The sequence below is a fragment of the Microbacterium sp. JZ101 genome, from assembly GCF_053903175.1.
Map to the genome: position 1 here is coordinate 1916672 of NZ_CP096400.1, position 16063 is coordinate 1932734.

Here is a 16063-nt window from a genome sequence, read left to right on the forward strand (position 1 = left end):
ACGTCGTCGGCGGCGCCTCACCAGCGCAGCGCTGCGACGCCGTTCGCGGCCGCGGCGCGATCGCCGGCGCGCCGCGACTCCGCGATGAGCCCCTCGCGGGCGAGATCCGCCGCGATGCGCGCCGTCCGCGCGGCCGCGCGCCGGTGCACGCGCGCCTGGAGGCCCTCGGCGACGCGCAGCGCCAGCCGCTCCCCCGCGCCGAGCGCGAGCGGCGGCGCCGCGTCGGGCATCGTGACCGACAGCGTCACGGTGAGCGTGGTCATGATCCTGCTCCTCTCTGCGGAAGGGGGAAGAGGTCGGCGCGCAGAGACACGCTCCGCACACCCTCGCCCTCCTGCCCGCGGTAGCGGTCGACGTACTCGCTGAACAGCGCGTCCGCGCGCTCGGCGAGCTCCTTGAGCTGCGCCGCGGTGAGATGGGCGGTCGACGTCGTCGAGACGCTCGCGTCGCGCCATTCCTCGGGCTCGTCGTCGTACCCGCCCGTGAAGTAGTCGAACATCTCCTGGAAGCGCGCCCGGTGGTACTCGGCGACGGCCACCTGGAGCACGGCTCTGCCGGCCGGCGAGTCGCCGACCGACTCGCTGCCGAAGGCGATCCGGCCGCGGGGCCGCTCCCACCACCGCTCCCGGCCGCCGCGCCCCGCGACCTCGCGGACGAGATCGTGGCGCGCGAGCATCCGCAGGTGGTAGCTCGTCGAGCCGGATGACTCCCCCGTGAGCGCGGCGAGCGAGCTCGCGGTCTGCGGCCCCTCCCTGCTCAGCAGGTCGAGGATGCGCACCCGCAGCGGATGTGCGAGCGCACGCAGCGCCGCCGTGTCGAGCACGCGCGTCTCGCGCTCCTCGGACACCTTCGCCTGTTCGTCGGTCATAACGCAAAGATATCTTTGCAAACGTCTCTTTGCAAGCATCTCTTTGCATGACGCGGCGCGTGCCGCGCCGAGCACGACGGCCCTGGATAGGCTGACGGGATGACCGCGCCCGTGTTCAACCCCCTGCTCGCGCCCTCGCCCCTCCCCTACGGACTGCCCGACTACGCGGCCATCGAGCCCGGTCACTACCTGCCCGCGTTCGAGCGCGCCTTCGCCGAGCACCGCGCCGAGATCGACGCGATCACGGCCAACCCGGACGCCCCGACCTTCGAGAACACGCTCGAGCCGCTCGAGCGCTCCGGCGCGCTTCTCGACGCGGTCTCGCGTGCGTTCTACACCGTGAACTCGGCACACGCGACGGCGGAGATCCAGGAGATCGACGAGCAGCTCGCACCGCTCATGTCGGCGCACTCCGACGCGATCGAGCTCGACGCGGGGCTGTACGCGCGGATCGGGTCCGTCCGCGACCGGCTCGACGAGCTCGACCTCACCGCGGAGCAGCGCCGCCTCGTCGAGCGACGCCACACCGAGATGACGCGCGCCGGCGCCGCCCTCGACGACACGGCCAAGGAGCGGCTCACCGAGCTCAACGCGCGCCTGTCGACCCTCACCACGCGATTCGAGAAGAACCTCCTCGCCGACACGAACGACCTCGCGGTCGTCTTCGACAGCGCAGAGGAGCTCGAGGGCCTCGCGCCCGGCGAGCTGTCCGCCGCGGCCGAGGCCGCCCGCGAGCGAGGGCTCGATGGGCGCTATGCGGTCACCCTCACGCTCTTCACGGGCCATCCGCACCTGTCTTCGCTGGTCCGCAGAGACGCGCGCGAGCGCATCCTCGCCGCCTCCCGCGCCCGGGCGTCGCGAGGCAACGCGAACGACAGCTCCGAGGTCGTCCGCGAGATCGTGCGGCTCCGCGCCGAGCGCGCCGCGCTGCTCGGGTACCCCTCGCACGCGGCGTACGTGACCTCCGACGAGACCGCCGGATCTCCCGAGGCCGTGCGCGCTCTGCTGCGTCGCCTCGCCGGGCCGGCGGCGCGCAACGCGCAGCGGGAGAAGGCCGCGCTCCAGCGCATCGTCGACGAGACGGAGCCCGAGCCCTTCCCGCTCGCAGCGCACGACTGGGCCTTCTACACGGAGAAGGTGCGTCAGGCCGAGTACGACATCGACACGGCGGCTCTGCGGCCCTGGTTCGAAGCCGAGCGCGTCCTCCGCGACGGCGTGTTCCACGCGGCGCACGAGCTCTACGGGCTCTCCTTCCGCGAGCGCGCCGACCTCCCGAGCTACCACCCGGACGTGCGCGCCTTCGAGGTCCTCGACGCCGACGGCACGCCCCTCGGCCTCTACCTGCTCGACCTCTACACGCGCGACACGAAGCGCGGCGGCGCCTGGATGAACTCGCTCGTTGCGCAGTCCGCGCTCCGCGGCACGAAGCCGGTCGTCGTGAACAACCTCAACGTCGTCAAGCCGGCCGCCGGCGAGCCGACCCTCCTCACGCTCGACAACGTGACGACCCTCTTCCACGAGTTCGGCCACGCCCTGCACGGGCTCTTCGCGCGCGTGACGTACCCGCACTTCGCGGGCACGGCCGTCCACCGGGACTTCGTCGAGTTCCCCAGCCAGGTGAACGAGATGTGGCTCCTCTGGCCCGAGGTGCTCGCGAACTACGCGGTCCACCACGAGACCGGCGAGCCCCTCCCCGCGGACGTCGTCGAACGGCTCCGCGCGAGCGAGACGTTCAACCAGGGCTTCGAGACGAGCGAGTACCTCGCGGCCGCCTGGCTCGATCAGGCGTGGCACGCGCTGTCGCCGTCGGAGGCGGCGGCGGTGACCGACGTGGCGGCCTTCGAGGCCGCCGCGCTCGCCGACATCGGCCTGGACGAGCCGACCGTGCCCACGCGGTACTCCTCGACCTACTTCCAGCACATCTTCGCGGGCGGGTACAGCGCGGGGTACTACTCCTACATCTGGGCCGAGGTGCTCGATGCCGACACCGTCGAGTGGTTCCGTGAGAACGGCGGGCTCTCGCGCGCTGGCGGCGACCGCTTCCGCGCGCGGCTGCTCGGCGTGGGCGGTGCGAAGGATCCGCTCGAGGCGTACCGCGACTTCCGCGGGCGCGACGCCGAGATCGCCCCGCTGCTGAAGCGCCGCGGCCTCGACGCGTGACGCCTCAGGGCCGGTAGCGGTACCCGAGCCCCGGCTCCGTCAGCAGATGGCGGGGCCGGGCCGGGTCCGCCTCGAGCTTGCGCCGCAGCTGGCTCATGTAGAGGCGGAGGTAGGCGTCCTCCCCCGTGTACGCCGGGCCCCAGACGGCCGTGAGGAGCTCGCGCTTCCCGACGAGGCGGCCCACGTTGCGCAGCAGCACCTCGAGCATCGACCACTCGGTCGCGGTGAGGTGCACCGGCTCCCCGTCGCGCGTGGCCGTGTGCGCCACGAGGTCGATCTGGGAGGGGCCGATCGCGTGCCGATCGGCCTCCTCGGATGGCGCGGGCGCGGTCCGCAGGAGGGCGCGCACGCGCGCGAGCAGCTCATCGACCGCGAACGGCTTCGTGACGTAGTCGTTGGCGCCCGCGTCGAGCGCCGCGACCTTCTCCGCCGTCTGCGACCGTCCGCTGAGCACGAGGATGGGCATCCGGTGCGCGCCGCGCACCGTGGTGATGACCCCCACGCCGTCGAGCGCCGGGAGCCCCAGGTCGAGGATGACGAGAGCGGGCTCGTTCCGAGCGATCTCCCTGACCGCTTCGGCGCCGTCCGCCGCCTCGCGCACCTCGTACCCGCGCGCCTCGAGGTTGAGGGCGAGCGTGCGGCGGATCGCCGCGTCGTCCTCGACGATGAGGATGGTCATGCGACGCCCCCATCCCGCGGCGCGACAGGGGCGATGGGCAGCTCGAGCACGCACGTGAGCCCTCCGCCCTCCGACGGGCGCAGCTCGAGCGTGCCGCCCATCGCCTCCGCGAACCCGCGCGAGAGCGAGAGACCGAGCCCCGCGCCGGACCCGCTGTCGTCGAGGCGACGGAATGCGCGGAACGCCTCCTCGCGCGACGCGGCCGGGATCCCCGGGCCGTGGTCGACGACCGCGAGCTCCACGCGCGCCCCGGCCGTGCGGATCCTCACCGCGACGTCGCCGCCGCCGTGGCGGAGGGCGTTGCCCACGAGGTTCGCGACGATCCGCTGCACGAGCACGGGATCGGCCAGCGCGTCCGGCACCCCGGGCGCCACCGTGACGGCGACGGCGCCCTCGTCGCCCAGCTCATCCAGCGCGAGCGCGACGGCGTCCTCGACCCGCATGGGCTCGATCGAGACCGGCAGCACGCCCGCGTCGAGCCGCGACGAGTCGAGCAGGTCGTCGAGCAGCCGCTCGAGGCGAGCGAGCGAGGCGATCGTCGTGCCGAGGAGCTCGCCCCGCTGGTCGGGGGTCCAGACGACGTCGGAGCTGGCGAGGCTCGTCGCCGCGGCCGATGCGGCGGCGAGCGGAGTGCGGAGGTCGTGCCCGACGGCCGCGAGGAGGGCGCTGCGCAGCCGGTCCGCCTCCTGCGCGGCGTCGGCTCGGCTCTGCGCCTCGAGCGCCTGACGCGCGAGCAGGAGGCGCGCCTCCGACTGCCCGACGACGAGGCTCACGATCACGCCCGCCGCGACGAACACGCCGATCGCGACGAGCTGCGCGCCGTCGGTCACGTGCAGGGTGTGCACGGGCTCCGCGAAGAAGTAGATGAGGAGCGGCCCCGCAGCGATCGACGCGACGAGGGCGACGACGATCCCACCCAGCACGGCGCCCACGACGACGATGAGCAGGTACAGGAGCGCCGCGACGACGAGGTCCTGCGCGTCGACCGAAGCGGCGACCGCCGCCGTCGCTCCCACGAGCGCCGCCGTGACCACGGCCGCGGCGGCGAGCTGCCGTCGCACGGGGAGCATCGCGAACCGCTGCACAGAGGAAGTCTCGCGGCTCCGGTCGGGCTGACGACGGCGGCGCGCGCGGGCGGCGGAAATCCTGACGGAATCCTGACGCGAAGGCGGGTCCCGCGAGCCGCGACGGGACTAGCGTCGTCCGGTGTCCAGATCGAGAGGCGGAGAAGAGATGCTCGTCGAGAGCGCAGTGCCCCCGGACGTCACCGGGGAGTCCACATCGGAGATCGACTCCGGGAGGGGCGCGCCGTGGTGGCGCGTCATGTGCCTCACGGGCGTCGACTACTTCTCGACCCTCGGCTACCAGCCGGCGATCGCAGCCCTCGCCGCGGGCCTTCTCTCCCCCATCGCGACGCTCGTGCTCATCCTCGTCACGCTGCTGGGCGCCCTGCCGGTCTATCGGCGCGTGGCGAAGGAGAGCCCGCACGGCGAGGGGTCGATCGCCATGCTCGAGCGCCTCCTTCCCTGGTGGGGCGGGAAGCTCCTCGTGCTCGTCCTGCTCGGCTTCGCCGCCACCGACTTCATGATCACCATCACCCTGTCGGCCGCCGACGCGACGGCGCACATCGTCGAGAACCCGTTCGCCCCGGACGAATGGGAGGGGATGGAGATCCCGATCACCCTGTTCCTCGTGGCGCTCCTGGGGGCGGTGTTCCTCAAGGGCTTCCGCGGCGCGATCTCGATCGCGGTGGCGCTCGTCGGGGTCTTCCTCGCGCTGAACGCGGTGGTCGTGCTCGTGTCCTTCGCCGAGGTGGCCGCACGTCCCGAGGTCGTCGGCGACTGGACGGCCGCGCTCACCACCGCGCACGGGAGCCCGCTCGCGGCCATCGCCGTGGCGCTCCTCGTCTTCCCGCAGCTCGCGCTCGGCCTCTCCGGCTTCGAGACGGGCGTCGCCGTGATGCCGCAGATCCGCGGCATCCGCGGCGACACGGAGGCGCGGCCGGTCGGCCGCATCCGCGGGGCCCGCAAGCTGCTCACGGCCGCCGCGCTCACGATGAGCGCGTTCCTGCTCGGCTCGAGCGTCGTCACGACGCTGCTCATCCCCCAGGAGGAGTTCGCGCCCGGCGGCTCGGCGAACGGCCGGGCGCTCGCGTATCTGGCCCACGGCCTGCTCGGGGAGGGCTTCGGCACCGCCTACGACATCGCGACCGTGCTCATCCTCTGGTTCGCGGGCGCGTCGGCGATGGCGGGCCTGCTGAACCTCGTGCCCCGCTACCTGCCGCGCTACGGCATGGCCCCGCGCTGGGCGGCCGCCACGCGCCCCCTCGTCATCGTGTTCACCGCGATCGCGTTCGCCGTCACGCTCGCCTTCGAGGCCGACGTCGACGCCCAGAGCGGCGCCTACGCGACCGGCGTGCTCGTGCTCATCACCTCGGCGTCGATCGCGGTGGCGCTGTCCGCGCGTCGGCGGCGGCACCCGCGCGCGGCCGCCGGCTACGCGGTCATCGCCGCCGTGTTCCTCGCCACGACCGCGGTCAACGTCGTCGAGCGGCCCGACGGGGTCAAGATCGCCGCCCTGTTCATCCTCGGCATCGTGACGGTGTCCGTGCTGTCGCGCATCCCGCGGTCGTTCCAGCTCCGCGCGCGCTCGGTCGTCTTCGACGAGGCGGCCCTCGCGTTCGTCCGTCACGACGCGGAGCACCACGGTGCGATCCGCGTCGTGCCCAAGGAGCCGGGCTCCGGGACGGCGGCCGAGTTCGCCGACAAGCTCCGCAACGAGCGGCGCTTCAACGGCATCCCCCGCTCGGCGCAGGTGGTGTTCCTGCAGGTCATCCTCGGCGACTCGTCGGACTTCGAGGACGACCTCGTCGTCCGCGGCGAGGAGCACGCGGGGCACCGCATCCTCAGCGTCCATGCCACGAGCGTGCCGAACGCGATCGCCGCGGTGCTCCTCGCCATCCGGGACGAGACCGGCGTCGTCCCCGACGTCTACTTCGAGTGGAGCGAGGGCAATCCGGCGTCGAACATGCTGCGCTTCCTCGTCTTCGGGACGGGCGAGATCGCGCCGGTCACGCGCGAGGTGCTGCGGCGCGTGGAGCCCAAGCGGCGTCTCCGCCCCGACGTGCACGTGGGCTGAGCGGCTCCGGGCCGAGGATCCTCGATCCCCGGCCCGGAGGCGTCCGCTCGGCTACGCGCTCTTCTTGCGCTGCCGCAGCACGACCGTGGGGGGCGCGCCCTCCTCGACGGCAGCGCGGGTGACGATGACCTTGGCGACGTCGTCGGTGGACGGGATCTCGAACATGATCGGCCCGAGCACCTCCTCGAGGATGGCACGCAGCCCGCGGGCTCCCGTCTTGCGCCCGACGGCGAGGTCGGCGATCGCGCGCAGCGCGTCCTCCTCGAAATCGAGCGCGACGCCGTCGAGCTCGAACATCCGCTGGTACTGCTTCACGAGCGCGTTCCGCGGGACGGTGAGGATCTCCATGAGCGCCTCCTGGTCGAGCGCGCCGACCGACGCGATGACGGGAAGGCGGCCGATGAACTCCGGGATGAGCCCGAACTTGTGGAGGTCCTCCGGGAGCACCTCCGCGTAGAGCCCGCCGTCGTCGCGCTTGTCCTGGAGCGGCGCGCCGAACCCGACGCCGTGGCGCCCGACGCGCGCCGAGATGATGTCCTCGAGCCCGGCGAACGCGCCGGCCACGATGAACAGCACGTTCGTCGTGTCGATCTGGATGAACTCCTGATGCGGGTGCTTGCGCCCGCCCTGCGGAGGGACGGACGCCACCGTGCCCTCGAGGATCTTCAGGAGCGCCTGCTGCACGCCCTCGCCCGACACATCGCGCGTGATCGACGGGTTCTCCGCCTTGCGGGCGATCTTGTCGACCTCGTCGATGTAGATGATGCCGGTCTCGGCGCGCTTGACGTCGAAGTCGGCGGCCTGGAGGAGCTTGAGGAGGATGTTCTCGACGTCCTCGCCCACGTAGCCCGCCTCGGTGAGGGCCGTCGCGTCGGCGACGGCGAACGGGACGTTGAGCCGCTTCGCGAGCGTCTGCGCGAGGTAGGTCTTGCCCGACCCGGTCGGCCCGAGCATGAGGATGTTGCTCTTGGCGATGTCGACGTCCTCGGCCTTCTGCTCGGCCGTCTTGATCTCGCCGCGTGCGCGGACGCGCTTGTAGTGGTTGTACACCGCCACCGCGAGCGCGCGCTTGGCGGGCTCCTGGCCGACGACGTACTCCTCGAGGAAGCCGAAGATCTCCCGCGGCTTCGGCAGGTCGAACTCCGCGACCCCGCCGTCGGCGTTGGACTCGGCCATCCGCTCTTCGATGATCTCGTTGCAGAGCTCGACGCATTCGTCGCAGATGTAGACGCCGGGTCCGGCGATCAGCTGCTGGACCTGCTTCTGGCTCTTCCCGCAGAAGGAGCACTTGAACAGGTCGGCACTCTCACCGATGCGAGCCATGGTCCTTCTCCTCCTGGGTCCCGGAAGGGGGTCTTCTTCGAGCCTAACCGCTGCCGCGGACACCGACGCCGTCCGACGCGGCATGGATGCGGGATGCCCCGGCCGTGCGAGCGCGCGACCGGGGCATCCTGCAGGATCCTGCTCGTCCTACTTCGTCAGCGGCGTGCGCTTGCGCGACGTGAGGACCTGGTCGACGAGGCCGTACTCGACCGCCTCGGTGCCACCCAGGATCTTGTCGCGGTCGATGTCCTTGTGGACCTCGGCCTGCGACTTGTTCGAGTGCTTCGCGAGCGTCTCCTCGAGCCACGTGCGCATGCGCAGGATCTCGGCCGCCTGGATCTCGATGTCCGACGCCTGCCCGTGGCCGGACTCGCCGACCGCGGGCTGGTGGATGAGGATCCGCGCGTTGGGCAGCGCGAGGCGCTTGCCCGGCGCGCCGGCCGCGAGCAGCACGGCCGCCGCCGAGGCGGCCTGACCCAGCACGACGGTCTGGATCTGGGGCGAGATGTACTGCATCGTGTCGTAGATCGCCGTCATGGCCGTGAACGAGCCGCCGGGCGAGTTGATGTACATGATGATGTCGCGATCGGGGTCCTGGCTCTCGAGCACGAGCAGCTGCGCCATGACGTCGTCCGCCGACGCGTCGTCGACCTGGACGCCCAGGAAGATCACGCGGTCCTCGAAGAGCTTGTTGTACGGGTCCTGGCGCTTGTAGCCGTACGCCGTGCGCTCCTCGAACTGCGGCAGGATGTAGCGGCTGCTCGGGAGCTGGAAGCCCTGCGGGGTCGCCGCGCCGGTGTAGGGGGTGTTCATCGTGTGCGTCCTCGTCTCTCGGCTCACTGCGCGTCGCGGTCGGTGCCGCCCGCGCCCGTCACGTCCGCCGCATGCTCGCGGATGTGGTCCACGAACCCGTACTCGAGCGCCTCGTCGGCGGTGAACCAGCGGTCGCGGTCGCCGTCCTCGTTGATCTGCTCGACGGTCTTCCCGGTCTGCGCCGCGGTGATCTCGGCGAGGCGGTTCTTCATCGAGACGATGAGCTCGGCCTGCGTCTGGATGTCGCTCGCGGTGCCGCCGAAGCCGCCGTGCGGCTGGTGCAGCAGGACGCGTGCGTTGGGCGTGATGTACCGCTTGCCCTTCGTCCCGCTCGTGAGCAGGAGCTGCCCCATCGAGGCGGCCATGCCGATGCCCACCGTGACGATGTCGTTGGGCACGAACTGCATGGTGTCGTAGATCGCCATGCCGGCCGTGATCGAGCCGCCGGGCGAGTTGATGTAGAGGTAGATGTCCTTCTCGGAGTCCTCCGCGGCGAGAAGGAGGATCTTCGCGCAGATCTCGTTCGCGTTCTCGTCGCGCACCTCCGAGCCCAGCCAGATGATGCGGTCCTTGAGAAGCCTGTCGAAGACACTCTGTGCCATCAGCGGTTCGGCCATGAAATCACTCCATTTCGGTGATGCGTCGAGATCGACCCTACCGGCGCCGTTTCAGCGGTCCGGTCGTGTTCGCCCTGGGCATATCGGGTGTCGCATGCCCTGTCGGACCTCCCTTCCGCAAGCCCTTCCCTCCGGCACGTCGCGCCCGTTAGCGTGGCGGCATCGGCGCGGATCAACGGAGGGGTCCGCCCCGGGAGCCTCCGGACCGCGAGGAAGGCGCGCATGAACACCTGGCCCGGAAACCCCTACCCCCTCGGAGCGTCGTACGACGGCGACGGGACGAACTTCGCCCTCTTCAGCGAGGTCGCCGAGCGCGTCGAGCTCTGCCTCTTCGACGATGCGGGGGCCGAGACCCGCGTCGAGCTCACGGAGGTCGACGCGTTCGTCTGGCATGCGTACCTCCCGGATGTCGGCCCCGGCCAGCGCTACGGCTACCGCGTGCACGGGCCGCGCGATCCCGCCCAGGGACTCCGGTGCAACCCGCACAAGCTGCTCGTCGACCCGTACGCGAAGGCGCTCTCCGGTGCGGTCGACTGGGACGCGTCGCTCTACGACTACGACTTCGACGACCCGGAGAAGCCGAACGAGGCCGATTCCGCGGGCCACACGCTGCTCGCGGTCGTCGTCAACCCGTATTTCGACTGGCGGGACGACCGGCCGCCGTCCGTCCCGTACGACCGCACGCTCATCTACGAGGCGCATGTGAAGGGTCTCACGGCGCTGCACCCCGACGTCCCCGAGGCGCAGCGCGGCACCTACGCGGGCATAGCCCATCCGAGCGTCATCGCCCACCTGCGCAAGCTCGGCGTGACCGCGATCGAGCTCATGCCGGTCCATCAGTTCGTGCACGACGGTCACCTGATCGAGCGGGGCCTGCGCAACTACTGGGGGTACAACACCCTCGGCTTCTTCGCGCCGCACAACGAGTACTCCTCATCGGGCGACGCCGGCGCGCAGGTCCAGGAGTTCAAGGGGATGGTCCGCGCACTGCACGCGGCCGGCATCGAGGTCATCCTCGACGTCGTCTACAACCACACCGCGGAGGGCAACCACCTCGGCCCGACCCTGTCGTTCCGCGGGATCGACAACCGCGCGTACTACCGGCTCGTCGACGACGACCCGTCCTTCTACATGGACTACACCGGCACGGGCAACAGCCTCAACGTGCGCAACCCGCACGCGCTCCAGCTCCTCATGGACTCGCTCCGGTACTGGGTCACCGAGATGCACGTCGACGGCTTCCGCTTCGACCTCGCGGCGACGCTCGCGCGCGAGTTCTACGACGTCGACCGGCTGTCGAGCTTCTTCGACCTCGTGCAGCAGGACCCGGTCGTCTCGCAGGTCAAGCTCATCGCCGAGCCGTGGGACGTCGGACCCGGCGGCTACCAGGTCGGCAACTTCCCTCCGCAGTGGACGGAGTGGAACGGCAAGTACCGCGACACCGTGCGCGACTTCTGGCGCGGCGAGCCCGCGACGCTCGGCGAGTTCGCGTCGCGCATCACCGGGTCGGCCGACCTCTACGAGACCTCGGCACGGCTCCCGTCGGCCTCGATCAACTTCGTCACGGCGCACGACGGGTTCACGCTCAACGACCTCGTGTCGTACAACGAGAAGCACAACGAGGCCAACGGGGAGGGCGGGCGCGACGGCGAGTCCCACAACCGCTCGTACAACCTGGGAGTCGAGGGGCCGACCGACGACCCCGCTGTCCTCGAGCTGCGCGCGCGCCAGCAGCGCAACTTCCTCGCGACCCTCCTGCTCTCGCAGGGCGTTCCCATGCTTCCCCACGGGGACGAGCTCGGACGCACGCAGCGCGGCAACAACAACGGCTACGCGCAGGACAGCGAGCTCACGTGGGTGCACTGGGACGAGGCGGACGGCCCGCTCATCGAGTTCACGGCCGCCGTGTCGCGCCTGCGCCGGCGGCACCCGGCGTTCCGACGACTGCGGTTCTTCGACGGGCGGCCCGTCCGCCGCGGCAAGGGCGACCCCCTGCCCGACATCGTGTGGCTGCGCCCCGGCGGCGACCCCATGGAGCCCGAGGACTGGGAGACCGCGTACGCGCGCTCGCTCGGCGTCTTCCTGAACGGGCAGGGCATCGGCGGCCGCGGCCCGCGCGGCGAGCGGATCGTCGACGTGCACTTCCTCATCTGCTTCAACGCGCATGACAGCGAGGTGGAGTTCACGCTGCCGCCCGACGAGTACTGCCCCCAGTGGGAGATCGTGCTCGACACCGCGGACGGCGCAGATCCGACGCCGCGCGCGGCGGGGTCGTCGCTCGCCGTGACGGCCCGCTCGATGCTCGTGCTCCGCGAGCACCGTGCACCGGAGGAGTCGCCCGATCACTCCCCCGCGGCATCGGTGCGGCTCCGGCTCGAGCGCGCCGCGGAAGAGGACGGCGCGTGACCCCGCGAACGCCGCGCTCGACGTACCGCCTGCAGATCAGCGCGGACTTCGACCTCGATGACGCGGCGGGTGCCGTCGCGTATGTGCGCGCACTCGGGGCAGACTGGCTCTACCTCTCGCCCTTGCTCGCGGCGGAACCCGGCTCGAACCACGGCTACGACGTCGTCGACCACACGCGCGTGGACCCGCTGCGCGGCGGAGCCGACGGGCTCGCCCGTCTCTCCGCGGCCGCACGGGAGGCCGGGCTCGGCGTGCTCGTCGACGTCGTCCCGAACCACATGGGCGTCGCGACGCCGGCGAACAACCCCTGGTGGTGGGATGTCCTCGCGCACGGCCGGGCGTCCCAGTGGGCGGATGCGTTCGACATCGACTGGGCCGCGGGCGGCGGACGCGTGCGCCTGCCCGTGCTCGGCGACGACAGCCCGCCGCTTCGGATCGAGGACGGCGAGCTGCGCTGCGGCGATCAGAGATTCCCCCTTGCCCCGGGATCGGCCGACGACGGCGCCGATCCCGAGACCGTGCACGGCCGCCAGCACTACGAGCTCGTCGACTGGCGGCGCGGCGACGCGGAGCTGAACTACCGCCGGTTCTTCGCGGTCTCCTCGCTCGCGGCGATCCGCGTCGAGGAGCCGTGGGTGTTCGACGCATCGCACGCCGAGATCCTCCGCTGGCTCCGCGACGGCCTCGTGGACGGGCTCCGCATCGACCATCCGGACGGCCTCGCCGACCCGGGAGGGTACCTCGCGCGCCTCGCGGACGCGACCGGGGGCCGCTACGTCGTCGTCGAGAAGATCCTCGAGGCCGGAGAGCACCTGCCCGCGCACTGGGCGACGGCCGGCACGACCGGGTACGAGGCGCTCGGAGACGTCGATCGCGTGCTCGTCGACCCGGCCGGCCGCGCCCAGCTCGACGCGCTCGAGGAGGAGCTGCGCGGCTCGCGCGCCGCGTGGGACGACCTCGTCCACGACGGCAAGCGCGCGGCGGCCGACGGCATCCTCGCGTCCGAGGTGCGTCGGCTCGTGCGGCTCCTGCCGGACCGGGCCCTGCCCGGCGGCGCGGACGCCGCCGACGCGCTCGCCGAGATCCTCGCCTGCTTCCCCGTGTACCGGTCGTATCTGCCCGCCGGAGCCGAGCACCTCCACGCCGCCGTCGCCGAGGCGGCGCGGAGACGGCCCGACCTGGCGGCGGCCGTCGAGGAGCTCCTCCCGGTCCTCTCCGACCCCGCGGAGCCCGCCGCGGCGCGCCTCCAGCAGACCTCGGGCGCCGTGATGGCCAAGGGCGTCGAGGACACCGTGTTCTACCGCGTCGCGCGACTCGCCTCGCTTGCGGAGGTGGGCGGCGATCCCTCGGAGTTCGCGATCGATGTCGCCGAGTTCCACCGGCGCCAGATCGAGCGTCAGGCGCGCACACCCGCGTCGCTCACGACGCTCTCGACGCACGACACGAAGCGGGGCGAGGACACCCGCGCGCGGATCGATGCGCTCGCCGAGGTGCCGGAGCTCTGGCGCACGACCCTCGCGACGCTTCTCGCGCGCGCTCCCCTGGGCGACGCCCCGCTCGCGGCGCTCCTGTGGAGCACGCTCGCGGGCGCGTGGCCCGTCTCCCGCGAACGCGCTCACGCCTACGCGGAGAAGGCCGCACGGGAGGCCGCGACCGGCACATCGTGGCGCTCTCCCGACGCGGACTTCGAGGGGCGGCTCCACGCCCTCGTCGACGCGGCATTCGACGACCCCGAGGCGGCCGCCGCCCTCGAGGGCCTCGTGGACGCCATCCGCCCGGCCGGCTGGTCGAACGGCCTCTCCGCGAAGCTGCTGCAGCTCGCGATGCCCGGCGTGCCCGACGTGTACCAGGGCGCGGAGCTCTGGAACCGCTCGCTGGTCGATCCCGACAACCGGCGCCCCGTCGACTTCGGCGAGCGGCGCGCCCTGCTCGCGCAGCTCGATGCCGGGCCGCCACCGCCCCTCGACGAGAGCGGCGCGGCGAAGCTGCTCGTCACCTCGCGCGCGCTGAGGGCGCGACGCGATCGACCCGAGCTCTTCACGCGCTACGCGCCGCTGACTGTGATCGGCGACACGGGGCGGCACGCGATCGCGTTCGACCGCGGCGGGGCCGTCGCGATCGCTACCCGCCTCCCGATCGGCCTCGCCCGCGCCGGCGGATGGGGCAGCGCATCCGTGCTCCTCCCTCCCGGCCGATACGCGGATGCCCTCACCGGCGCCGAGACCGAGGGCGGTGCCGTCCCCCTCGCCGAGCTTCTGCGCACCTACCCCGTCGCCCTGCTTCTGAGGCAGGCGCCGTGAGCTTCGAGGTGTGGGCGCCGCACGCGCGGACCGCGACGCTCGTGCTCGACGGATCGCGGCTCGCGATGCGAGCAGCGCCCGACGGATGGTGGACGTCCGACGCCGAGCCGCGGCACGGCGCCGCCTACGGCTACCTGCTCGACGACGACACGCCCCTGCCCGATCCGCGCTCGCGCTGGCAGCCCGACGGCGTCGACGGGCTCAGCCGCGTGCACGACCCGTCGGCACACGCGTGGCAGGACAGCGGATGGACGGGCCGGCAGCTCGCGGGCGGCCTCATCTACGAGCTGCACGTGGGCACGTTCACGCCCGAGGGGACGCTCGACGCCGCCGCGGCGCGTCTGCCGCACCTCGTCGACCTCGGCGTCGACTTCGTCGAGCTCCTGCCCGTGAACGCCTTCGACGGCCCGCGCAACTGGGGCTACGACGGCGTCCTCTGGTACGCGGTCGACGAGAGCTACGGCGGCCCGGACGCCTACCAGCGGTTCGTCGACGCCTGCCACGCCGCGGGCGTCGGCGTGATCCAGGACGTCGTCTACAACCACCTCGGGCCGAGCGGCAACCACCTCCCCCGGTTCGGGCCGTACCTGCGCGAGGACGACGAGAACACGTGGGGCGCAGGCGTCGACCTGCGTCTGCCCGCCGTGCGCGCGCATATCGTCGAGAACGCGCTCATGTGGCTGCGGGACCACCATGTCGACGCCCTTCGGCTCGACGCCGTCCACGCGCTCGTCGACGACAGCCCGACGCACATCCTCCAGGAGCTCGCCGAGGAGGTCGACGCGCTCAGTGCGCACCTGCGTCGGCCGCTCACGCTCATCGCCGAATCGGACCTCAACGATCCGACCCTCATCTCGCCCCGAGAGGCGGGCGGGTACGGCGTGCACGCGCAGTGGAGCGATGACTACCACCACGCTGTCCACGTCGCGCTCACGGGCGAGACGCACGGCTACTACGCCGACTTCGCTCCGCTGTCGGCCCTCGCGAAGGCGGCGACCCGCGGATTCTTCCACGACGGCACGTGGTCGTCCTTCCGCGGACGCGCGCACGGCCGCCCCCTCCCGCCGGGCACTCCCGCGTGGCGGCTCGTCACCTACACGCAGAATCACGACCAGATCGGCAACCGCGCGACGGGCGATCGCCTGGCCGCCGCACTCGACGAGGACCTGCTCGCCGTCGCGGCCCTCCTCTGCCTCGCGTCGCCGTTCACGCCGATGCTCTTCATGGGCGAGGAGTGGGCAGCGTCCACGCCCTGGCAGTTCTTCACGTCGCATCCCGATCCGCAGCTCGGGGAGGCGACCAGGGAGGGGCGCAGGGAGGAGTTCGCGCGGATGGGATGGGAGCGCGAGATCGTGCCCGACCCGCAGGACCCCGCGACGTTCGCGCGCTCGCGGCTCGACTGGAGAGAGCCCTATCCCGCGGATGGCGCTCCGACGCGGCACACGCGCATCCTCGCCGTCCATCGCGCGCTCGCGCGCCTGCGCAGGGCGGAGCCGGACCTCGTCGATCCGCGTCTCGAGCGGGTGTCGGCGGAGTGGAGCGATGACGAGCGCTGGATCCGGCTCCGACGGGGCGGCCTGGAGATCGTCGTCAACCTGGCGGACGAGCCGCTGCGCATCCGGCCGACCGCGGACGTCGTCTTCGCGACGGCGCCGCTCGATGACGACGACGGCGCGATGCTCGTGCCGCCGCGCGCGGGAGCCGTCGTGCGGATCTGAGTCCGCAGACGCGAGGAGGGCGGGTGCCGAAGCACCCGCCC

At 72.1% G+C, this 16063-nt stretch carries 12 protein-coding genes; 5 read left to right on the forward strand and 7 right to left on the reverse strand.

Annotated features, from left to right (window positions below; genetic code table 11):
* Window positions 1-17: 17 nt before the first annotated feature.
* Window positions 18-263, reverse strand: coding sequence for a hypothetical protein (locus M1D56_RS08990; protein ID WP_456283317.1), 246 nt, complete (start codon window positions 261-263; stop codon window positions 18-20).
* Complete coding sequence (locus M1D56_RS08995) at window positions 260-868, reverse strand: winged helix-turn-helix domain-containing protein (protein ID WP_271172017.1); 609 nt, start codon at window positions 866-868, stop codon at window positions 260-262. The genes M1D56_RS08990 and M1D56_RS08995 overlap by 4 nt, the downstream gene beginning before the upstream one ends.
* A 99-nt stretch (window positions 869-967) precedes the next feature.
* Between M1D56_RS08995 and M1D56_RS09000 the strand changes: the two genes are divergently transcribed.
* Window positions 968-3028, forward strand: coding sequence for a M3 family metallopeptidase (locus M1D56_RS09000; RefSeq protein WP_456283319.1), 2061 nt, complete (start codon window positions 968-970; stop codon window positions 3026-3028).
* A 4-nt stretch (window positions 3029-3032) separates the two neighbouring features.
* Here the strand turns inward: M1D56_RS09000 and M1D56_RS09005 are convergent, their stop codons facing one another.
* The gene (locus tag M1D56_RS09005; RefSeq protein ID WP_282977890.1) at window positions 3033-3707 is read right to left on the reverse strand and encodes a response regulator; all 675 of its coding nucleotides are present in this window, start codon (window positions 3705-3707) and stop codon (window positions 3033-3035) included.
* On the reverse strand, window positions 3704-4792 hold the full coding sequence (locus M1D56_RS09010; RefSeq protein ID WP_456283320.1) for a sensor histidine kinase: 1089 nt from the start codon (window positions 4790-4792) through the stop codon (window positions 3704-3706). Before M1D56_RS09010 ends, M1D56_RS09005 begins: the two co-directional genes overlap by 4 nt.
* A 238-nt stretch (window positions 4793-5030) precedes the next feature.
* Here M1D56_RS09010 and M1D56_RS09015 point away from each other — a divergent pair, with 238 nt between their 5' ends.
* Window positions 5031-6845, forward strand: coding sequence for an amino acid transporter (locus tag M1D56_RS09015; protein ID WP_456285222.1), 1815 nt, complete (start codon window positions 5031-5033; stop codon window positions 6843-6845).
* 51 nt (window positions 6846-6896) lie between these two features.
* On the opposite strand, the gene clpX is transcribed toward M1D56_RS09015, so the two are convergent.
* The 3 genes from clpX to M1D56_RS09030 all read right to left on the reverse strand — a co-directional run bounded on the left by clpX (window position 6897) and on the right by M1D56_RS09030 (window position 9598).
* On the reverse strand, window positions 6897-8168 hold the full coding sequence (gene clpX, locus M1D56_RS09020; protein WP_271172021.1) for an ATP-dependent Clp protease ATP-binding subunit ClpX: 1272 nt from the start codon (window positions 8166-8168) through the stop codon (window positions 6897-6899).
* Window positions 8169-8315: 147 nt separating this feature from the next.
* Window positions 8316-8981: an ATP-dependent Clp protease proteolytic subunit gene (locus tag M1D56_RS09025; protein ID WP_271172022.1), complete on the reverse strand. Its 666-nt coding sequence runs from the start codon at window positions 8979-8981 to the stop codon at window positions 8316-8318.
* Between the two features lie 23 nt (window positions 8982-9004).
* Entirely contained in the window at window positions 9005-9598 is a 594-nt protein-coding gene (locus M1D56_RS09030) for an ATP-dependent Clp protease proteolytic subunit (RefSeq protein ID WP_271172023.1), read from the reverse strand.
* A gap of 222 nt (window positions 9599-9820) precedes the next feature.
* Between M1D56_RS09030 and glgX the strand changes: the two genes are divergently transcribed.
* The 3 genes from glgX to treZ are packed head-to-tail and all read left to right on the forward strand — an operon-like array spanning window position 9821 to window position 16022.
* Complete coding sequence (gene glgX, locus M1D56_RS09035) at window positions 9821-12004, forward strand: glycogen debranching protein GlgX (RefSeq protein WP_324014653.1); 2184 nt, start codon at window positions 9821-9823, stop codon at window positions 12002-12004.
* Window positions 12001-14304, forward strand: a complete 2304-nt coding sequence (treY, locus tag M1D56_RS09040) for a malto-oligosyltrehalose synthase (protein ID WP_456283321.1) — start codon at window positions 12001-12003, stop codon at window positions 14302-14304. Before glgX ends, treY begins: the two co-directional genes overlap by 4 nt.
* On the forward strand, window positions 14301-16022 hold the full coding sequence (gene treZ, locus M1D56_RS09045) for a malto-oligosyltrehalose trehalohydrolase (RefSeq protein WP_456283323.1): 1722 nt from the start codon (window positions 14301-14303) through the stop codon (window positions 16020-16022). Before treY ends, treZ begins: the two co-directional genes overlap by 4 nt.
* Window positions 16023-16063: the final 41 nt, after the last annotated feature.